At 55.7% G+C, this 15,508-nt stretch carries 31 protein-coding genes; 2 read left to right on the top strand and 29 right to left on the bottom strand.

Annotation, left to right across the window (positions count from 1 at the left end; translation table 11 throughout):
- Positions 1 to 4: 4 nt before the first annotated feature.
- From DNI29_RS04435 to DNI29_RS24435, 5 genes are all read right to left on the bottom strand, one after another.
- Positions 5 to 589, bottom strand: coding sequence for a hypothetical protein (locus DNI29_RS04435; RefSeq protein ID WP_110976839.1), 585 nt, complete (start codon positions 587 to 589; stop codon positions 5 to 7).
- Between the two features lie 86 nt (positions 590 to 675).
- The gene (locus tag DNI29_RS25310; protein ID WP_162303506.1) at positions 676 to 954 is read right to left on the bottom strand and encodes an HNH endonuclease; all 279 of its coding nucleotides are present in this window, start codon (positions 952 to 954) and stop codon (positions 676 to 678) included.
- Between the two features lie 198 nt (positions 955 to 1,152).
- Complete coding sequence (locus DNI29_RS04425; RefSeq protein WP_110976837.1) at positions 1,153 to 2,463, bottom strand: phage terminase large subunit; 1,311 nt, start codon at positions 2,461 to 2,463, stop codon at positions 1,153 to 1,155.
- Positions 2,438 to 2,917, bottom strand: coding sequence for a terminase small subunit-like protein (locus DNI29_RS04420; protein WP_110976836.1), 480 nt, complete (start codon positions 2,915 to 2,917; stop codon positions 2,438 to 2,440). The genes DNI29_RS04425 and DNI29_RS04420 overlap by 26 nt, the downstream gene beginning before the upstream one ends.
- A 94-nt stretch (positions 2,918 to 3,011) precedes the next feature.
- On the bottom strand, positions 3,012 to 3,170 hold the full coding sequence (locus tag DNI29_RS24435) for a hypothetical protein (protein WP_162303505.1): 159 nt from the start codon (positions 3,168 to 3,170) through the stop codon (positions 3,012 to 3,014).
- Positions 3,171 to 3,378: 208 nt separating this feature from the next.
- Here DNI29_RS24435 and DNI29_RS04410 point away from each other — a divergent pair, with 208 nt between their 5' ends.
- Entirely contained in the window at positions 3,379 to 3,693 is a 315-nt protein-coding gene (locus DNI29_RS04410; protein WP_110976834.1) for a helix-turn-helix domain-containing protein, read from the top strand.
- An 82-nt stretch (positions 3,694 to 3,775) separates the two neighbouring features.
- Here DNI29_RS04410 and DNI29_RS04405 read toward each other — a convergent pair whose 3' ends face one another.
- From DNI29_RS04405 to DNI29_RS04355, 11 genes are all read right to left on the bottom strand, one after another.
- Complete coding sequence (locus tag DNI29_RS04405) at positions 3,776 to 4,156, bottom strand: BC1872 family protein (protein WP_110976833.1); 381 nt, start codon at positions 4,154 to 4,156, stop codon at positions 3,776 to 3,778.
- Between the two features lie 44 nt (positions 4,157 to 4,200).
- Positions 4,201 to 4,527, bottom strand: a complete 327-nt coding sequence (locus DNI29_RS04400) for a hypothetical protein (RefSeq protein WP_110976832.1) — start codon at positions 4,525 to 4,527, stop codon at positions 4,201 to 4,203.
- A gap of 338 nt (positions 4,528 to 4,865) precedes the next feature.
- Positions 4,866 to 5,264, bottom strand: coding sequence for a hypothetical protein (locus tag DNI29_RS04395; RefSeq protein WP_110976831.1), 399 nt, complete (start codon positions 5,262 to 5,264; stop codon positions 4,866 to 4,868).
- Positions 5,261 to 5,740 (bottom strand): hypothetical protein, encoded by a 480-nt coding sequence (locus DNI29_RS04390; protein ID WP_110976830.1) that lies wholly within the window; start codon positions 5,738 to 5,740, stop codon positions 5,261 to 5,263. Before DNI29_RS04390 ends, DNI29_RS04395 begins: the two co-directional genes overlap by 4 nt.
- Positions 5,741 to 5,755: 15 nt before the next feature.
- Positions 5,756 to 6,019, bottom strand: coding sequence for a hypothetical protein (locus DNI29_RS04385; RefSeq protein WP_110976829.1), 264 nt, complete (start codon positions 6,017 to 6,019; stop codon positions 5,756 to 5,758).
- Positions 6,020 to 6,070: 51 nt separating this feature from the next.
- The gene (locus DNI29_RS04380) at positions 6,071 to 6,298 is read right to left on the bottom strand and encodes a hypothetical protein (RefSeq protein ID WP_123823067.1); all 228 of its coding nucleotides are present in this window, start codon (positions 6,296 to 6,298) and stop codon (positions 6,071 to 6,073) included.
- 48 nt (positions 6,299 to 6,346) lie between these two features.
- The gene (locus DNI29_RS04375; RefSeq protein WP_110976827.1) at positions 6,347 to 6,592 is read right to left on the bottom strand and encodes a hypothetical protein; all 246 of its coding nucleotides are present in this window, start codon (positions 6,590 to 6,592) and stop codon (positions 6,347 to 6,349) included.
- A gap of 75 nt (positions 6,593 to 6,667) precedes the next feature.
- Complete coding sequence (locus DNI29_RS04370) at positions 6,668 to 7,711, bottom strand: hypothetical protein (RefSeq protein WP_110976826.1); 1,044 nt, start codon at positions 7,709 to 7,711, stop codon at positions 6,668 to 6,670.
- Positions 7,704 to 8,105, bottom strand: coding sequence for a hypothetical protein (locus tag DNI29_RS04365; RefSeq protein WP_110976825.1), 402 nt, complete (start codon positions 8,103 to 8,105; stop codon positions 7,704 to 7,706). The genes DNI29_RS04370 and DNI29_RS04365 overlap by 8 nt, the downstream gene beginning before the upstream one ends.
- Positions 8,102 to 9,070: a DUF1376 domain-containing protein gene (locus DNI29_RS04360; RefSeq protein ID WP_110976824.1), complete on the bottom strand. Its 969-nt coding sequence runs from the start codon at positions 9,068 to 9,070 to the stop codon at positions 8,102 to 8,104. The genes DNI29_RS04365 and DNI29_RS04360 overlap by 4 nt, the downstream gene beginning before the upstream one ends.
- Positions 9,067 to 9,528, bottom strand: coding sequence for a hypothetical protein (locus DNI29_RS04355; protein WP_123823066.1), 462 nt, complete (start codon positions 9,526 to 9,528; stop codon positions 9,067 to 9,069). The genes DNI29_RS04360 and DNI29_RS04355 overlap by 4 nt, the downstream gene beginning before the upstream one ends.
- 234 nt (positions 9,529 to 9,762) lie before the next feature.
- Between DNI29_RS04355 and DNI29_RS24430 the strand changes: the two genes are divergently transcribed.
- Positions 9,763 to 9,939, top strand: a complete 177-nt coding sequence (locus DNI29_RS24430; RefSeq protein ID WP_162303504.1) for a hypothetical protein — start codon at positions 9,763 to 9,765, stop codon at positions 9,937 to 9,939.
- A 24-nt stretch (positions 9,940 to 9,963) separates the two neighbouring features.
- Here the strand turns inward: DNI29_RS24430 and DNI29_RS04350 are convergent, their stop codons facing one another.
- The 13 genes from DNI29_RS04350 to DNI29_RS04285 all read right to left on the bottom strand — a co-directional run bounded on the left by DNI29_RS04350 (position 9,964) and on the right by DNI29_RS04285 (position 15,435).
- Positions 9,964 to 10,152 carry a hypothetical protein gene (locus DNI29_RS04350; protein WP_110976822.1) on the bottom strand — a complete coding sequence of 63 codons (189 nt, stop codon included), beginning with the start codon at positions 10,150 to 10,152 and terminating at the stop codon, positions 9,964 to 9,966.
- On the bottom strand, positions 10,149 to 10,589 hold the full coding sequence (gene dut, locus DNI29_RS04345) for a dUTP diphosphatase (protein ID WP_110976821.1): 441 nt from the start codon (positions 10,587 to 10,589) through the stop codon (positions 10,149 to 10,151). The genes DNI29_RS04350 and dut overlap by 4 nt, the downstream gene beginning before the upstream one ends.
- A gap of 5 nt (positions 10,590 to 10,594) precedes the next feature.
- Positions 10,595 to 10,891 carry a hypothetical protein gene (locus tag DNI29_RS04340; protein WP_110976820.1) on the bottom strand — a complete coding sequence of 99 codons (297 nt, stop codon included), beginning with the start codon at positions 10,889 to 10,891 and terminating at the stop codon, positions 10,595 to 10,597.
- The gene (locus DNI29_RS04335) at positions 10,888 to 11,403 is read right to left on the bottom strand and encodes a hypothetical protein (RefSeq protein WP_110976819.1); all 516 of its coding nucleotides are present in this window, start codon (positions 11,401 to 11,403) and stop codon (positions 10,888 to 10,890) included. The genes DNI29_RS04340 and DNI29_RS04335 overlap by 4 nt, the downstream gene beginning before the upstream one ends.
- On the bottom strand, positions 11,400 to 11,615 hold the full coding sequence (locus DNI29_RS04330; RefSeq protein WP_110976818.1) for a hypothetical protein: 216 nt from the start codon (positions 11,613 to 11,615) through the stop codon (positions 11,400 to 11,402). Before DNI29_RS04330 ends, DNI29_RS04335 begins: the two co-directional genes overlap by 4 nt.
- A gap of 268 nt (positions 11,616 to 11,883) precedes the next feature.
- Entirely contained in the window at positions 11,884 to 12,021 is a 138-nt protein-coding gene (locus DNI29_RS25305) for a Rieske (2Fe-2S) protein (RefSeq protein WP_369073969.1), read from the bottom strand.
- A 422-nt stretch (positions 12,022 to 12,443) separates the two neighbouring features.
- Positions 12,444 to 13,100 carry a DUF551 domain-containing protein gene (locus DNI29_RS04315; RefSeq protein ID WP_110976815.1) on the bottom strand — a complete coding sequence of 219 codons (657 nt, stop codon included), beginning with the start codon at positions 13,098 to 13,100 and terminating at the stop codon, positions 12,444 to 12,446.
- A gap of 69 nt (positions 13,101 to 13,169) precedes the next feature.
- Positions 13,170 to 13,325 (bottom strand): hypothetical protein, encoded by a 156-nt coding sequence (locus tag DNI29_RS24420; RefSeq protein WP_162303501.1) that lies wholly within the window; start codon positions 13,323 to 13,325, stop codon positions 13,170 to 13,172.
- 406 nt (positions 13,326 to 13,731) lie between these two features.
- Positions 13,732 to 13,950 carry a hypothetical protein gene (locus DNI29_RS04305; protein WP_110976813.1) on the bottom strand — a complete coding sequence of 73 codons (219 nt, stop codon included), beginning with the start codon at positions 13,948 to 13,950 and terminating at the stop codon, positions 13,732 to 13,734.
- Positions 13,951 to 13,952: 2 nt separating this feature from the next.
- The gene (locus tag DNI29_RS04300; RefSeq protein WP_110976812.1) at positions 13,953 to 14,447 is read right to left on the bottom strand and encodes a hypothetical protein; all 495 of its coding nucleotides are present in this window, start codon (positions 14,445 to 14,447) and stop codon (positions 13,953 to 13,955) included.
- Between the two features lie 2 nt (positions 14,448 to 14,449).
- Entirely contained in the window at positions 14,450 to 14,809 is a 360-nt protein-coding gene (locus tag DNI29_RS04295) for a hypothetical protein (RefSeq protein ID WP_123823065.1), read from the bottom strand.
- A 13-nt stretch (positions 14,810 to 14,822) separates the two neighbouring features.
- Entirely contained in the window at positions 14,823 to 15,080 is a 258-nt protein-coding gene (locus tag DNI29_RS04290) for a hypothetical protein (protein ID WP_110976810.1), read from the bottom strand.
- A gap of 88 nt (positions 15,081 to 15,168) precedes the next feature.
- Entirely contained in the window at positions 15,169 to 15,435 is a 267-nt protein-coding gene (locus tag DNI29_RS04285) for a hypothetical protein (protein WP_110976809.1), read from the bottom strand.
- Positions 15,436 to 15,508 lie beyond the last annotated feature (73 nt).

The raw sequence follows: 15,508 nt of genomic DNA, 5'->3' as shown, positions 1-15,508 counted from the left end.
AGGATTAAGCGTTGGTCAGAGACTTCAGGAACTTGAGCTGCGCAGCCGACACGGGAGCCTCGGCAATGCTGTCGAAAGTCACCGTCAGCGGGTAGTTAGCGGGGATAGCCTGACCCAGACCGGGGCGCTCTAGTCCACCAAACACAATGGAAGCATTCTCCCAAGGGCCCTGTAGGTAGTCGTTGTTGTCCAGCAACCACACACGCACGGGGCGCTGAGCTTGGTTGTGCTGGGAAACAGCCGCGTGGGTGGCATTGGTGGGGTACTGCGCCCGGGCCGTCATGGTGCGGGTGCGGTTGGTGAGGATGGTAGCGCCGTAGGGCACATCATTCCCCGTCAGGGTTTGATCCGTCGGGGCAGGCACGATACCCACCGCCAGGTTCTTGAGGATAAACACCTGGTTAACACCGGTGGCCGTCATGGCGGCCTGCGCGCCAGCCTGAGTAGTCAGGTCAGGGGCGGTGCCTTCCATGTCCTGGTAGAAAATAACCGGAATCTGCGTACCCAGCGCAGGAATCGGATTGCCAGAGCCGTCGCAGTTCTTGGCGTCGTTGTCCACTGCTACGAGTGGGAGGTCGCAAGTTGCCATGTTGTCTTCTGATGAAGTTGAAAAGTAGAACTTTAGCGAGCGAAGTTAAAGTAATACTTTAACATTTTCCAAAAATAAAGGTTGGGTTATGCCCCAACCTTCTTTGCTGCTTTAATGCAGGCACGGCAATATCTTCGCCCATTACTGTGATATGTATTGCTTTCGCTGTATTCGTGACCTTTCCGACAATGTGTTTTGTTTTGCCCAGCATGGCGGCGTTTGCGCATTTTGTCATCCACATTATCCTGCACGCTTCCAGCAAACAGGTGAGACGGATTCACACAGCGTCTATTGTCACAAGTATGGCAGATAACAGTCCCAGGCGCCACTTCCCCATTGGATTGCTCAAAAGAAAAGCGATGCACCAGTACCTTCTTTGAGGCAATTGTGATTTACCCATAGCCCGAGCTATTCAACCCACCATTCCACACCCAGCAATCATTCGTTTTATCGACTTTGTTCCAAAATCTATCCATAAGACTTATTGTTTTATTTATATTAAAATAAGCATTTTACCGCAAAATATCAAGATCAATCATGTTTAAATAAAAGCAAGTAGTTGCCTACAGCAGACCTTGGTAGTTGCCCACCAGCTCAAAGTACTCTCGCATCATCAGCGCATCCCACCAGTCAGGAGAGCGGCCCAAGGCCTGGGCCATGACCTGCTTGGGCTGCAGACGCAAGGGGCCGTCCTTGTCGGCATCCCGGCGCTTGACCTGCTCCATTTCTTCGGTGAGCTGTTCTTGTTCTTCTACTGTGGCGTTGACTACCCAGATACTCCCCTCGTTCACCCGCTTGGCAAGTCGGTAGCCGCACTGGGTCTTCAGGTTCTCGTAGTTTTCCTTTTCGCCGGCCACCTTCACGGCGCTGCTGCCGTTGAGGAAGCCTTTCGCCCCGGGCAGTTGGTCGCGCACGCCGCCCCCTACCCCGTCCTCATCCACTACCACGCGCGACATGGGCACCTGGTACTTGATAGCCAGCTTAAGGATTTCCGCAGCTACCTCCCGGGTGTCCTTCTTGGCTAGGCGCAGGGTGTGAACGTTGCGCCAGCCGCTCCAGACGCGGATAACGGTCTTGTCGTCGCCCATCCGGGCAATGTCGGCCGTGATGTAGCCGAGCCCTGTTGGAACGTGTTGGTTACGGAAGAGGTCACAGATAGCATCATACCCCATCAAGGCCGTGGGGTCGTCGTCGTACTCCCAGTTGCCGAGCATCAGTCTTTCCCGGCTGGCCTGGTCCATGGTGCGCAGGTTCTCCAGGTAGTGCTTGCTGATGTGCGGGTTATCCGTCAGCAGGGATTGTATAAATGCTTTGTGCGGTTCGAGCTTGCCTTCCTTCTGCGCTTTGTAGAAGTAGGCATACACCCAGGCTTTTGAGGGGTTGCAGCTGCCGAGTAGCTTCGGGCTCAGGCCAAAGTCATCAAGCTTATAGCGGATACGGGACTTGGCTACCTGCCAAGCCTTCTGGGTAATCTGCGGTATCTCGTCAATGAAGCCGCCGGTTATCTCCAGGGAACCCAACGAGTCGTACTGTTCATCGGAAGGCTTGTACTTAAGTTCCTTGAGTAGAATGATAGAGCCATTCTTGAAACGGATTTCATTCCGGTTTTCACTGTACTGATAGAGGCCCGTAGCGCCTTGCCGCTTCATCACGTCGAAGAACGATACCAGCGTGGTCTCCTTGAGCGTGATGATATCCTTTCGGGCCATCAGCCACCGGGTGCCGGGATACTTCAGGGCTGACTTACCCAACCAGTACGCGCCTACCTGGGACTTACCCCCGCCGGCTCCACCCCCAAATAGGATTTCAGACACGCCGTTGGTGTGGTCTTCCAGCAGGTCGAGGGCCCTAGTTTGTTTCAGGGTCAGGTGCATAGGTGCGCTGCTCGTTCCAGGTGATTGCCTGCCCGTCGGTAGTTACATCCAAGTGCTTCGTGCCGTACTTCTTTGGCGCCAACAGGGCCATCAACTTAAAGCGCGCATCTATCTTGAGCTTAGCCCGCGTGGTGGCTGTGAACTGCTCACGGGTATAGGTCTTGCCTTCCTCTCCGGTCTCTATCTCAATGATGTCTCGGCTATCATCGTCGGCAATATCCAGTATCTCCTCGGCCATGTGGTCGGCCTGCACCTCGCGCGCCTGCGCATAGATGGTCCGGAAATGTTCGTGCGCGGCTAGCCATTCCATGACGGTACTCTTTCCGGGCATGGTTTCTTCCTGGCAAATACTACGCAGGCTCTCTCCGTTGGCAATGCGGCTGCAAATCTTCTGCACCAGCTCCAGCGTGTACTCCGACGGGCGCCCCGCCTTGGGTTGACTCTCAGTGCTCATGGCCTGAAAACGGTTAAAATGTGCTACCAAAGTTAAAGTAATACTTTAACAACAGGACAGCAAAAAGCCCCAGCGGGTTCGACTGGGGCTAGAGTTACTTCTTGGGAGGAATTGTCTGCTCGTACAACTGCTCTATCCGTTCCAGCGGCACCGTCTGGTTTTCCAGCGCCATAGAGGCGTACACCGACCGGACGACCATGGACTTTACCACGGCAGGGTCTTGCAACTGCGGGTATTTGTCTTTCAGCTTCATGGCTGTCCCGGTTTCGGCTTCTGTCGACGGGCAGCGGCTTGGGCTATCCGTTCGGCGGTTTGGTATAACTGTTCCCCTGGCCGGCGCAACTGCTCAAAGGCGTTTTTGGTCTGACCGGTCACCCACATTTGTTGAGGATTGCTATTCTTCAGCATGCGAATGTGATATTTAATGTGATATTTGCGCCCCGCTAAGGTACGCAAATCCTATGGTTCAGCATGATACCCTCCCAGAAGTAAAGCAGGAATTTACACCGACAGCCTATCAACGTCGCTTCAAAGAGGGGCGGATAGCGGCCGGGGCTTCCCTAAAAGCCGTGGCCGACGAGGTGGGTGTATCTCTGCAGACCATTGGGCAGTTTGAACTGGGCAAGCAGAGCATGAAGATTGACAACTTCCTTAAGGCCTGCGAGGCGCTGCACTTGCGCACAGACTGGGTGCTCCATGGTACAGGCCCAATGTTTACCGGTGCCAGACCTGTACCAACGAAGCGAGGGGGCCGGCCAGCCGACCGGGCGAAATAACTGCCCGGGCTCTCTGGTGTAGTCCGGGTACTTGTCGGAAGGAAGCAGGGCCGGGGTCTACTGGTGGAGTGGGGTGGCTTATTCATCCTATATCGTAGAATTCATGAGCAATCGTAAGCAAGGCAACTCGGCAGATAGCCAGCGGGGCGTTAGCGGCCCGAGTCTCCCGGCCTGGCCCGTTTTGTATATCCCACACCTCGGCTACGTAGGGGTATTCCCCTGTCTCAAAGTCCTTAGCCCGGGTCAGATCTATTAGGTAGCCTTTGGTTTCGAAGTGTTCTATAATCTTCCATGCGGCGGCTATGTAGGTTGAATAATTCGGTATCATATACCAATTACCCTTGCCAGGCTCTCGGGTATAGTCCTCATCAAAATTACGTTCTGGATAAAGCATCTTAGCCAATAGTATATCCATCTCCCGGCCGGCGGGCATCTGCTCAATCTGTTCTCGTGTTAGTTCCATCTCGTTCTATCGGTTTCGTTGTTAGGATACCCGTATGCCCAGATTCACTTAGTGGGCTGCCATTCCTCGGCAACGGATTGAATAACTTCCACCATAGCCAGCGCGAGGTCATGGTCGGTAGCTAAGTCGTACACCACATCGGCACGGTATACATCAGCCGACAGGGTTTGCAGCTTGATATTGCGGGGTTGCTTTTTGTCGTAAGCATAGCAGGGCATCAGGCAGTGTTCGTAATCGTCCCGGAAGTAGGAGTTAGCTTTTGAGACCTGTAGCCCCATTTGTTTGCATTCGGCCTCGAAGGATTGTAGAGCCTGAATAGTGCCGATAATCTTGAAGGATGGGATGTTGGAGTCTCCTAGAAAAGTCTTCATGGCTTTGTCTGTTGCTTAAGGTTGGACGCATATGCCCAGATTACGGGCGGTTTCTAGTAGCCCTTCAGCCTGTTCTTTCGTGAGGGAGTGCGCGACGAATCGGAATCCATCCAACCCTTCCCAGGTGGTCACGTCACAGGCGGGGCGTAGTCGGGCGGGGGCTTGTTGTCTCTCCCTCTCTTCGGTACTCCGACGATTGCTCTGTTTTCTTGGCTCTGTGGCCTTCGCGGGTTCCGGTTGGGGCGATGGTGCAGGCGGGTCGGGTTCGTGTCTTAGAGGTGTATTTCCCGGCGTTTTAGCGGCACCCTTGCCGTACAGGGCCTGATACTCGGCGCTGGTCATGTTGAAGTGAACTGAATAACCTTAGCCTCGGACACCACTTGCTCAGCCTCGTTCACCTTCAAGCTGGTATCTAATTCATGCCGCACGTATGGCGTCCAGCGTTGACGAAATAGGGCACGCATAAGAGTACATAGGTCAGTGGCATTTGTCCAGCAAGGAGGTCTGCGGCTTTGAGGGCTCATCTTTGCATACTGCCAGACAATGAATTCCTTGGCTGTCTTGCCTGTAAAGTGGAAGCGCATTGTTTCCCCTTGGGCGTATCGAAAGCCATAGCCAGCCCAATCAAACACAACCCCGTGGTCTTGGATTTCGACAATGGTGACCTTCTCAGCATTGGGCAGGGCGGCTAATACCAAAGCGGCCAACTCGTTTCCGGTAATAAGATTGTCGCTCATTCCTTCACCCCTCCTTCCTCCCCTCCCTTACTTGCTGGGGCAGCGGCCCGGGCGATTACCAAGCCTCTCTCGACTTGTGCTATCTGACCTTTCACCCACTTTGCAACTAGCTCACGCTCAAACAGCCTCCCTTTTCTAAACTCATCATCCGTTGCACGGGCTGGCTCAAACTCACATTCGTAGAGAATCAGCTTCAGTACTTCTGCTTGCGTTTCTAGCTTTTGAATATCCCATTGCCCTTCCGCTTCCTGTGTGGCGTGGTGGAGCTGGTCGAGTAGGTATTGAATGTCGCTGGGGGCGTGGGCAATCAGTTCGGCATCTTCCGGCATCACAGGGCAAGCCTCATAATCAGCGGTAATCTTCTGGTTTATGCCAGCTTCATACTTTGCCATCACTAATCCATCGGCAACAAACCACGGCCCTGGTGTTGCCGCTTGCAGGCGCTGGCGTATCTCCTCTATTCTCTGCTGTTCCATTGGTAAGAAAAGGGGTTAGAGTGCGTTGAACTGCTCGTGCAACTTCGCCGAATCGTCTTGCCGGCGGGCTATCAGCTTGGCTAAAAACTCTCGCGCTGCCTCTGCGTCAGGATGTTCGCAGTTTCCACCTGTTCCGATGGTTGTTAAAAGCGTGAAGTCGGATTCATTAGTGTATACCCGAATGATGATACCCGGCTTCTGGAAGCTGGCTAATTCCTCATTGGTGGTGGCAATCTTTTGGTCAAGCTCTTTGGCTTTGGCTAGTGTGGCTTGGTTCATAAGTCTGGTGGCGTTTGGCCTTTAGGTTCACAAGGGGAGGGGGAAAGAGGGCTAGTCGTGTGTCTCTTTGGCGTTTTCAATGTGCCATTCGTGGATATTGCCGCTCACCCCGGCCTGGGCGGCTCGTAGTCCAGCGACATACATGCGGCTGAGGGCTTGACCGACGGTGAGTTGCTGCCAGCTAAAGCACTTATCCCGGCGAAGAGGGGCATTCATAGCCTGCTCGTAAGCGGCATTTACTTCATCCATAATGGCGCGGTGTTCTGGAGATAGAGGCATGGCATCGGGGGTTGTTCACTACTTGCAATTGGGGAGGGGGCTAGGCATCTATTCGCCTAGCGCTTCGGCCTCTTGTCGAGTGAAGTAGCACCCCTCCTCATCCGTCACGTAGTCGTCTCCCTCAAATACCGGAAGCCCAGAATATTCATACCAACCAATCACTATTTCATCATTGATAGCGGTTATGCTATAACCTGGGTGGTCTTTTCGAAACTGCTCAATAGCTTCTGCTTTGCTATTGAACTTGCCTACTGCGATTAGGGTGTCTTGCCCTGTGATTTCAAACTCTTCCATGTGATTGCGAAATGTTGTGGGTTGAGGTTAGGCGGCGTTATCGTCTCGTAGTACTTGCATGGGGGAAGGAGGGGGCTAGAAGGGTGGTTCCTCATCGAAATCCGACGGCGGGAACTGGTCAATCCGGGGCGGGGTGCCGGGTGCGTTGAACTGGCAGGTTTCCAGCGGGTGCTGTGCGTCGCCTATCACAGGGAAGTAGCGGGCCTGCTTCACGTCGTAGAGTAGGTCCAACTGTCCAGGCTTCCCGACGCGACCGCGCTTCTTAATTTTGTGAATCCAGAGTTCCACTTCCGGGTCGGGGAAGTTGGGCCGAAAGACGGCCAGCACGTTGTCGAACTTGTTCGCCCACATCTTGCCGCCGCTGATAGAATAAGCATTGGGCACGGTTAGCTTGCCCTGCTTGTCCTTCACGTCGCCGCCAGGGTGGGCAGTGATAACCACTGCCATGTTGTGCCGAATGGCAAAGCGCTTGAGTAGGCTGAACTGCTGAGACAAGTAGAGGTCTTCCCGGCTCTGGAATTCGTGGGTTAGCTGGTTCCACGGGTCAATCAGCAGGGCGTCGAAGGGTTCTTCTGCGTGCAGCTCGGCAAAGCGGTCTAGTAGTTGGGCCGGGGTGGCTCCGTCGGGCGTAGTCACGACGCGGAAGTGGTCGTAGAGCCAGCGTATAGCGTCTTGCAGCTCGTCGAGGCTCATCCGGTTGGATTCAAACTTCAGGTTAGCCGTGCGACCGACCAGGATTTCGGCCATTTCCACGTAGAAGTCGTCTTCATTCTCTGGGATGCAGACAATAAAGCGCCAGTTGCTAAACACGGCTTTGAGGAGCATTACCGACATAATCCAGCGGCTCTTGCCCTGATTGGCATAACCCGTGATGGCGGTTATCTCTTTGCGAAGCCAGGTCCAAAACTCGTCGAGGCAAGGCCAGTGGGTGGTTTCGCCGTTGCCCGTTCCCCGCAAGTAGAAGTCGGTGGCGGCGGCCAGAATATCCTCTAAGGTCTGAATGGGCAAGGGCACCGTGGCTGGTATGCTAGGCGCTGCTTGCGGGCGGATAGTGCGGCCCGGTAGCGGGGCGGGTTCCAGGGCCGCCAGCGGGTTGGGGTTGTAGCGGCGGTTAGACATCGGTCGGAACGTTTTGAGTGAAGCGGCCTTGCAGCAGCTTGTAGAGGTCTTGCTCTTGGTAGTAGCGGGCGTTGGCACTCTGCGCCTCGCGCTGGTAGAAGTCGCGGTCCAGGGCCATCTGCGTGTACTTGAATTGGGCGTCTACCATTTCCAGGTTCATTTCCTCTTCGCGCTGGTCGAGCAGATTCAGCAGGGAGGCGTTGGAGGTGAGGAAGAACTCCAGGGCTCGGAGGAAGGCAAGGTTGCGGTCGTAGCGGGCGCGGGCCGTCGGGGTGTCAGCCGGGGGCGTTTGTAGGGCTTCCCGCATCGTGGCCACGAACTCAGCCAGCTTGCGACCGGCAAACTCCTGCTGCCAGCGGGCGTCTTCCAGTTCTTTGGGGTCGGGCAGGTTCATCGGCCGGGTTGGTTTTGGTAGGGGTTCTGCGGATAGGCCAGCGAGACGACGACGGCTTTCGGGAAGTGCTTCAGGTAGGAGGCGGCTTTCATCCGGTCCATGTTCTGGTCACCCGGTACGCCGTCGATGTAGATGCGCTGGCCGGGGGTTTCCTGTCCGGGCTTGGGCAGCAGGTCTTTCGGGGTGGGCTTGCTGGGTAGGGTGTGGCCGGCCGTCGGTTTGAGGAGGGGACCACCTTTGCCCTGGTTTTCGAGGAAGCGCCGTACCCAGGTGTTCCACTGCTTGATTGTCCGGCTGGTGTCGTCATCTTCGGCGGCGACCAGGGCGGCCCGACGGTAGTACTCGAAGTCGATGTCGAGGTAGCCGTGCCGTTCGCAAATGACTTTGAAGACGTGGGGCTTGGTCAGCGGGCCGACGGACCAGTGTTGTTCATCGTCGGGGTCGGTCAGCGCCCGCACAGCTTGTTGTTCGGGCGTCAAGCTTTTAGGAGGTTGTTGGACCTCGACCGGCGGCGCTACGTCGTTAGACGTATTAGAAGATGAAGTAGAAGATGAAGAGCTTTTTTTGGGTTCCATTTGGGTTTCGCCAAAAAAACCCAACCCTTTTGTTTGGGTTTCATCTGGGTTAGCTGTGGCTTTTCGGGGTCTTCCGCCCCTCTTGCCGTTCTCAGCTTGCTTCTCCCGAAACGATTCCTGCTTGGCTCTTTCCTCTTCTAAGCGCTTGTGAATCAAGCGACCCGGCAGAGAAGGCGACTTGATAAACAAGGCCAGCGCGGGCTTAATCACCTTCACATCGGCGTACTTACACATCGGTACGCACAACTCAGGTTTGGCGGGAATACTACCCTCTCGCCAGCAGTAGTTCAGGAGGCGGACGTAGGCGGCCTCTGATTCGAGGCTCAGCAGCATTACCCGCTCGTCGGCTAGGTAGTCAGCCGCGTACCATTGAAAGGCGGGCGACTTCATGCGGCGGCAGCGTCAGAGGGTTTAACCTTCCGCGTGTAGGGCTTGCGAGCCTTCTTTGACTGCCCATCGCCCGGGCCTCGCACTGTTGCCCACCCTGTTGGCGCGGCATCGGGTCGGGGCTTGGGATTCAGCGGCCGGCCTGGGTAGTCCCTGTGGTAGTTGGCGGTTACGCGCTCCATCATGGTCCGTGCCGCCTCGCTTTCAGCGGTGTCTGCATCCTGCATCATGTAGGCTATTTCAAGCTCATAGATGCGGTACTCATAAGCTTCTGCCTTAACACGCAGCTTGAGTTGCAGCGGCTCCGGGTCAGGGCTTGACTCCGGTTCAGGGGTCGGCTGTTGGTCGCGTAGGGCAGCCACCTCAGATACCAAACCTGGGATGGTTTCTGTCTGCATCAACATGCAGGCAAGACGCCGTAGCAACTCATTTTCCTGCTGTAGTTGGCTATAGGTTTTCATGTCTCTGCCAATAATGAAGCCGGCCGCCCTCCCCACTACAGGAAGGCTAAACCGGCTTCGGGTTGAAGGGTGGCAGCCCTAGTTGAAGTCGTTGCAAAGGCTGGTAGTGGACAGCCTGTTTCTCGCGTCATTCCCCTGCCAGGGTATTCGCTCTTGCGTATTACGAATATACGCAAACGTATTACGTTTGACAACGATTGTCAATAATTATTTTCATCCGTATACCTTTGCACTATGGCAAAGCAGGTGTACCCCGTTCGTGTGGATGAAGAAATGAAGCGCAAGCTGGAGGCAGTGGCCAAGCACGAGCGGCGCAAACCCAGCGACTTTGTGCGCCTTCTGATTGAGGATGCCATTGCCGCCTATGAAAAGGAACACGGCCCGATAGAACTCCCCTCCCCCACCAAGTAACCCCCACTAGGGGGAGGCTAGAACCTATTGTGGTTGCCACGGGTCGTAATCATCTTCATCCGCTGGGGCATCCTGTAGGGTAAGCCGGATGATATCAACTGCTGCCGCTATGCCGAAGATGATAGCATAAGCAGGTGTCGGAGAAGTGACGAAGATGAAGGCCCCTCCCAGGTTCGTAACCAGGGAGAGGTAATTCAATGTCTTGCTGCTCATTGTCCAGTAGAGCCAAGACCGCCGGTTCGCTCCTTCGTGTCAGCCGTAAAGCCCTGCACCGCCCGCAGCACTGGGGAGAGTACCCCCTGGGCAATCCTGGCACCGGGTTCAATGGTGAAAGGCTCATTACCGCAGTTAATCAGTAGCACCATCACTTCGTCCCGGTAATCAGGATCTACCGTACCAGGGGTGTTGAGCACTGTTACCCCATGCTTCACAGCAAGACCAGAGCGAGGGCGGATCTGCATTTCACTGTTTTCAGGCAGCCGCAGCCACAAGCCAGTCGGCACCAGGCACCGCCCAAACGGGGGTAGTTCAATTGGTGCTTCTATTTCGGCGGTTAGATCCAGTCCAGCGGCGCTACGGGTGGCATAGTGCGGGTGCTTATGGGTGCCGCGGTAATCAAGTACTTGGGAGAAATCAAGTCGGGAGCACATACTACTTACTTAGTAAAGCCATAGGAGAGAGAAGCCGCCGAACCGCCGCGGGTGTTGGCACCGACACGAGCCGTAATGCGGGGCTTTGTCGGGTCTTGTGGGGTTGCCATCTGGCTGGGGTAGGTGCGGGCCTTCAGTTCCCGCTGCTTTAGAGCTTGCTCGATGCGCTCCCGCTCTATATGCAGGTTAGGAGACATATCCGGGCGGGTTAGCCCGGCGGCCATATCTTCTAGGTGAGAGAGGCGCTTAGTTAAGTCAGCCGTGGAAAAGGCAGCGCAGTTGATCGTGGGATTGTATTTCATGACAGGGAAGAATCAGGGGTAGTAGGGGAAGGCACGTAGGCAATGTTGAGGCGGATCATCTCGTCCATGTGGCGCAGCACCGCATCCATTTGCGCCGGGTTCAGCTGGCAGAACTTCTCACCGCACAGCCCCAGGGCATCACTAATGGCGTTGGTGGCGTCGGCATCCTCCATATCGAACTGTGCCTGCATGGCGGCTATGAGCGTATCAGAGAGCTTGACCAGCTCATTCAGGGCGCGTTTGGCTTCGTGGCGAAACAGCCCCATCGGGACCAGCCCGCGGGTTGCATGGTCAATCATCACAGCCCCAGCGGATAGCTCTCCGATTAGTCCAGCCACCTTGTGCTGCACGGCGGGGTCCGGATGGTCAGAGGGGCGCGTTTTGGGTTTTGCTGCGATGTTGGCGCGGGGCGTGGATAGTCCGGCATGGTACACGGCTTGGCGTATGGCTACAGTCCGCTGAGTGGGCTCCTTATGTGGGTTGCTGAGCCCTAGTTTCTTGATATGGTTCATACTTTCGAGAGTTGAGAGAGCGGCAACAGCTTGTGTTGAGCGTGGGCCGTCTTTTTATAGGTCCGTTCATCGGGGGCGGCGAACGTGGCGCCTCCTTTCCCAAAGGCTACCCAGATTAGATTGTCATCTGGGCTGGGCTCTAGCACCCTGCCGACCCAGCCATTCATCTGGCGGCCGGGCCGGTTTACTTTCACGATGTCGTTGGTATTCATGGCTGCAGCGGTAGTTTCGGCTCGGACCATCCCCTATCTCCCCCAGCGGGTCGGGTGCCTACGGCTACCTCTATCTTCTCTGGCTTCGGCTGGGCTTCGGGCTTCAGATTCCACAACCCGCCGGATACCACGGCTAGGAAGACTGAGAAAAGGATTACATACTTTGCCCCCTGCTTGCCTCTCGCTTCCTTCTGCTCGTCCGTATAGCTCGGGCGGGTCCATAAGCGGGGTGTGGGGCAGACTATATCATTGTAGTGGGCGGGCTGGGTCATGGCGTGGGGGTGGGGTAGACTGGTGATAAACTTCCGGTTGTAGTATCCCAGCGCAGGCCGTGAAGCGGGCAGGTGACACAACCATTTTCAACTTTGCAGGAACTAAGCCGTGCTCCTTTGTGCGGGCACACCATACCTGGCTTTAGCTTGCGGTGGAGATAAGCAGCCTCTAACCGCTCAGGCCAATTCCCCTTTTTTATGGGGAAGGCGGTGGCGTGCCGCCTCATCTGCATTTCCACCTCTTCAATGCGGATAATGTCTTCCTCTGTCAATACCATCGCCTTTTCTATACCTGGCTGCTCATCCCAGTATAGACTGCGGGCGGCTGAAAAGGCCTGTGTTGGGGCAAAGCGCCAGTCTAAGTGGTAGTGCCTCCAGTGAAAGCCGATAATGTCTTGGTCTTCGTGTTCGGGGCCAAACAAGGGCACTGGTAGCCCATTGAAACACCTGGCTATGCTTGCACTATGTTTGCAATCACGCGCTGGCTTCAAAATGGCGGCCTTAACCAAGTAGGTGCGCCTAAGTACCGCTTGGGTTACTTCTTCTATGCGCTCTATCATAACTCGGCCCCTCCTTCCTGCTGCTGCGCCTGTAGGCGGGGTGCGGTTGGTAGTGGTTGCCAGTGGGTGATGGAGTTCTCGGCTTCCCCCTCTTCGTTGCTGAAATAACCATCTACCCATTCGGAGTACTCAGGCTCTTCATCTGTATATCCAGCGGGCATCCAATCAGCTATCCAGATAGAGCTACCTTTTTCTCCCCTAGTGCATACCAAATAGGAGTCTTCCGAGTCTGGCAGCTTGTCCTTTACCGATACCCATCTATCCCACGGCACTACTGCCTCTGGTGTATAAGCCGGCCGCCCCATGTGCATCAGTAACACATCTTCGTAGGCTTCTTTCCTAGTAGCGCGGGCGTTGGCGCTAGGGGCCTTATCCCCTGCCAGCTGACCAAAGAACCGGCCGTCCTCCATTACCCGGACATATCCGATAATGACTCTATCCAGCGTAACCGCATTGGGGTCAGGATGAAGGAAGGCGTGAAGGCGGGCCGTGAGTTTGATTGCCTCTTCGCTGGGTGTATCGTTCGCCGCCTCTACCCGTACCGTCAGCACATTAGTCCAACTAGGCTTTGAGAGGGTGCCTTTATTGCTTACCATATACAGTAGGTTGGTTGCGCTATTGCGGTACCACGTATTCTCTTTGTAATCTTCCATTAGCTTTGCAGTCGTTAATAGTTGGAGTATCGAGCCCGCCCGGATTGCGCCCGTGCGGGCTCCTTTCGTTTAGGTGAGGCGGGTAACACATTGCACTGGTAGGCCCGGTGCGGGTTTGGGCCGGGGTGGTACCGGCGGCAGGCTCTGCATGTAGGCGCGGGCGGCCTGCTGTTTATCTGTCACGGCAGCGGCTAGCAGCTTCGTGGTGTCGCGGTGGGTGGGCATGGCTCAGGGGCGACCTATAAGAGAGGGGCAAACCTGAATCTGGCTTAGCAGGGAGTCAGGGCCGTAGTAAGTCAGGTGCCGATTGATTTGAATGTGCAAGTCTTCTGCACTCAGGCCGTCGAATGCAGCCCGGCCCGTTCGGGCTTCTGTTAGGCGGTGTATATCTGCCACGTTACCACCATCTGACACCGCCCGGATATGGTAGAAGAATTCGGTATCAGGCAGGGCAGGGACTTTAGCAGGGTATCCAATAGTTGATTCAACACCCAAGTCGGTGGCGACACAAAAACTGACAGCGTTCGGTCGGATTGTGAATTGAGGAATTATCATACCTGTAGGCACTTAAAGAAGCTGAGGAGTTGAGGGAGGGTCAGGCCAGCGGCCCGGCAGAGGCGAGGGCGGTAGTTCATCCGAGCCGTTGGGTTAGTAGCCGCGGCTCGGGGCCGGTGAAAAAGGAACTGTTCAGGTACTCCTCTGTCTCTTTATTCTCCTGCGCAAAGGCCACTGCAGCGGCGTGGCTGGCTTGCTGGTAGGAGGCGAAAGCTTCCATCTTCTGCTGACAGAGCCGCTCGTACTCTGCTTTGCGGGCGTCGCGTTCAGCGGCTAGGCGTTGGTAGGTATTCATGGCTAGGCGGCGTATCGTTCGGTATCAGTCAATCCAGTTTCTTTGGTCACTCTTGCGGCGTCAGCTTCGTGCTGCAGTTGGCCGGCCCGGTCGGCGGTGCGGGCCGGCAAGTCGCTAGCCCTGCTCACCATGCTGGCGGCTGTCTGCACCCGCCACTCTTTCTTCACCGCCTCCACTCGCATCAGCAAAGCCAGTACTTTATCTGGGCGGTAGGCTGCTATCTGATAGGTCAGGTAGTTGAACCCTTGCGTTTTCGTGGTGGGGTCGAACCCCTCTCCCAGTGTGGCCGTGGCCTCGTAGATATCGCGGGCGGCTGTCTGCCAGTCTGGGGCGGCTCCGTCAAGGTGGTAGCCATCTACCCGACGCATGATGACAGCCGTAGCAATGGCACTATAGAGCTTGCAGCTAAAAGGGGTAGGCAAGTCCAGCTTATCTAGGTAGTCGCGTTCTGCTGGGGTCAGCGAATCGTGGCGGCAGAGGTGGGGAGGCAGGTACATGGCTAGACCTTTTCGCCGCCGTGGGCTTCAATAAAGGCCCGAACCAACTCCACCGGCACGTAGCCAAAGACAGTGTCTGTATCTGCCTTCTCACTACTATCCTTATATGGTTGCCAGTCTGAGCCAACCTCACAGGAAGGGAAACCAACCTCTACCGCTTCATAGGGGCCGCGGTCTTCGCGAGGAGAGCAATAGTGGAAGTTGCTGGCCTGCACGCTAAGGGTAGTCCCATCTGCACATTCAATAGGAGCAACCACCCACGGGCGAATAGTCGGGCAGTTGGCAGGAGTAGACAACCGTCCGTTGCTATTGAGGGGGTCTACAGCTGTATTAAGTATCCAATTCAAGCGAGGCGTATTCATCGTCGTAAATCAGTTAGCGGTTGGCGTAGGCTAGGCGGGGTTGCTGGGGCTGCGTTTCCAGCTTGTAGAGCAGCGCGGCGGCTTCATCCTTCAGGCACATGCCACTGTGTAGCTTGGCGTAGGTGACAATGCTTTGGATGGCTTCGCGCTTGCAGCCGATGGCCGTATCGTTCACGGCTTGTTCGAGGAAGCGGTACTCGGCTAGGTTGATGCGGAGCTTTTCAGGAGCAGCTGCCCACATCAGGGGCGCGGTGGTTGCGGTGGTATTCATTAGATTTGCAGTAGTTGGGATTCGTAGTCTGTTTCTCTTCCGGTAGCGGCCCCTGTTGTTTTCGACGGCGACAGGGGCCGCTTTGTGTTTAGGGGTGGGCGGGGTGTTGAGCTAAGCCAATCACGCTGGCGGGGCATTCCATCATCCGGCGAGTAAGAGCCGCGCCCATTGTTGGCTGCCCAATGCTGGCTTTTGTGCCATCTGTGAATTCCACTGCCCACAGATTGAAGGCATTGGAGGCATCCCCGCTAGAAGGGGTGGCTGACTTAACTTCTCGTAAGGCACCATCATGGCGCAGGTGTATGGCGCCCTTCTCGGTTACTAGAATGCCTTGCCGTTCTGTGTAGATGTTCATGGCTCTCGTTCGTTACTAATGGTAGGGGTAGGTACTCGCAGCAGGGGATGTGTCGCTGTTGATGATGCAAGTA

The organism is Hymenobacter sediminis, assembly GCF_003231285.1.
Taxonomy (GTDB): Bacteria; Bacteroidota; Bacteroidia; order Cytophagales; family Hymenobacteraceae; genus Hymenobacter; species Hymenobacter sediminis.
Note: the sequence above shows the minus strand (reverse complement) of the source record. Positions and strands in the feature narration are given on the sequence as shown.

Excerpts from the sequence above, each read along its gene's own strand:
- DNI29_RS04435 (WP_110976839.1), bottom strand. The coding sequence starts at position 589 with ATGGCAACTTGCGACCTCCCACTCGTAGCAGTGGACAACGACGCCAAG.
- DNI29_RS04425 (WP_110976837.1), bottom strand. The coding sequence starts at position 2,463 with ATGCACCTGACCCTGAAACAAACTAGGGCCCTCGACCTGCTGGAAGAC.
- DNI29_RS04420 (WP_110976836.1), bottom strand. The coding sequence starts at position 2,917 with ATGAGCACTGAGAGTCAACCCAAGGCGGGGCGCCCGTCGGAGTACACG.
- DNI29_RS24435 (WP_162303505.1), bottom strand. The coding sequence starts at position 3,170 with ATGAAGCTGAAAGACAAATACCCGCAGTTGCAAGACCCTGCCGTGGTA.
- DNI29_RS04410 (WP_110976834.1), top strand. The coding sequence starts at position 3,379 with ATGGTTCAGCATGATACCCTCCCAGAAGTAAAGCAGGAATTTACACCG.
- DNI29_RS04405 (WP_110976833.1), bottom strand. The coding sequence starts at position 4,156 with ATGGAACTAACACGAGAACAGATTGAGCAGATGCCCGCCGGCCGGGAG.
- DNI29_RS04400 (WP_110976832.1), bottom strand. The coding sequence starts at position 4,527 with ATGAAGACTTTTCTAGGAGACTCCAACATCCCATCCTTCAAGATTATC.
- DNI29_RS04395 (WP_110976831.1), bottom strand. The coding sequence starts at position 5,264 with ATGAGCGACAATCTTATTACCGGAAACGAGTTGGCCGCTTTGGTATTA.
- DNI29_RS04390 (WP_110976830.1), bottom strand. The coding sequence starts at position 5,740 with ATGGAACAGCAGAGAATAGAGGAGATACGCCAGCGCCTGCAAGCGGCA.
- DNI29_RS04385 (WP_110976829.1), bottom strand. The coding sequence starts at position 6,019 with ATGAACCAAGCCACACTAGCCAAAGCCAAAGAGCTTGACCAAAAGATT.
- DNI29_RS04380 (WP_123823067.1), bottom strand. The coding sequence starts at position 6,298 with ATGCCTCTATCTCCAGAACACCGCGCCATTATGGATGAAGTAAATGCC.
- DNI29_RS04375 (WP_110976827.1), bottom strand. The coding sequence starts at position 6,592 with ATGGAAGAGTTTGAAATCACAGGGCAAGACACCCTAATCGCAGTAGGC.
- DNI29_RS04370 (WP_110976826.1), bottom strand. The coding sequence starts at position 7,711 with ATGTCTAACCGCCGCTACAACCCCAACCCGCTGGCGGCCCTGGAACCC.
- DNI29_RS04365 (WP_110976825.1), bottom strand. The coding sequence starts at position 8,105 with ATGAACCTGCCCGACCCCAAAGAACTGGAAGACGCCCGCTGGCAGCAG.
- DNI29_RS04360 (WP_110976824.1), bottom strand. The coding sequence starts at position 9,070 with ATGAAGTCGCCCGCCTTTCAATGGTACGCGGCTGACTACCTAGCCGAC.
- DNI29_RS04355 (WP_123823066.1), bottom strand. The coding sequence starts at position 9,528 with ATGAAAACCTATAGCCAACTACAGCAGGAAAATGAGTTGCTACGGCGT.
- DNI29_RS24430 (WP_162303504.1), top strand. The coding sequence starts at position 9,763 with ATGGCAAAGCAGGTGTACCCCGTTCGTGTGGATGAAGAAATGAAGCGC.
- DNI29_RS04350 (WP_110976822.1), bottom strand. The coding sequence starts at position 10,152 with ATGAGCAGCAAGACATTGAATTACCTCTCCCTGGTTACGAACCTGGGA.
- dut (WP_110976821.1), bottom strand. The coding sequence starts at position 10,589 with ATGTGCTCCCGACTTGATTTCTCCCAAGTACTTGATTACCGCGGCACC.
- DNI29_RS04340 (WP_110976820.1), bottom strand. The coding sequence starts at position 10,891 with ATGAAATACAATCCCACGATCAACTGCGCTGCCTTTTCCACGGCTGAC.
- DNI29_RS04335 (WP_110976819.1), bottom strand. The coding sequence starts at position 11,403 with ATGAACCATATCAAGAAACTAGGGCTCAGCAACCCACATAAGGAGCCC.
- DNI29_RS04330 (WP_110976818.1), bottom strand. The coding sequence starts at position 11,615 with ATGAATACCAACGACATCGTGAAAGTAAACCGGCCCGGCCGCCAGATG.
- DNI29_RS25305 (WP_369073969.1), bottom strand. The coding sequence starts at position 12,021 with ATGGTGTGCCCGCACAAAGGAGCACGGCTTAGTTCCTGCAAAGTTGAA.
- DNI29_RS04315 (WP_110976815.1), bottom strand. The coding sequence starts at position 13,100 with ATGGAAGATTACAAAGAGAATACGTGGTACCGCAATAGCGCAACCAAC.
- DNI29_RS24420 (WP_162303501.1), bottom strand. The coding sequence starts at position 13,325 with ATGCCCACCCACCGCGACACCACGAAGCTGCTAGCCGCTGCCGTGACA.
- DNI29_RS04305 (WP_110976813.1), bottom strand. The coding sequence starts at position 13,950 with ATGAATACCTACCAACGCCTAGCCGCTGAACGCGACGCCCGCAAAGCA.
- DNI29_RS04300 (WP_110976812.1), bottom strand. The coding sequence starts at position 14,447 with ATGTACCTGCCTCCCCACCTCTGCCGCCACGATTCGCTGACCCCAGCA.
- DNI29_RS04295 (WP_123823065.1), bottom strand. The coding sequence starts at position 14,809 with ATGAATACGCCTCGCTTGAATTGGATACTTAATACAGCTGTAGACCCC.
- DNI29_RS04290 (WP_110976810.1), bottom strand. The coding sequence starts at position 15,080 with ATGAATACCACCGCAACCACCGCGCCCCTGATGTGGGCAGCTGCTCCT.
- DNI29_RS04285 (WP_110976809.1), bottom strand. The coding sequence starts at position 15,435 with ATGAACATCTACACAGAACGGCAAGGCATTCTAGTAACCGAGAAGGGC.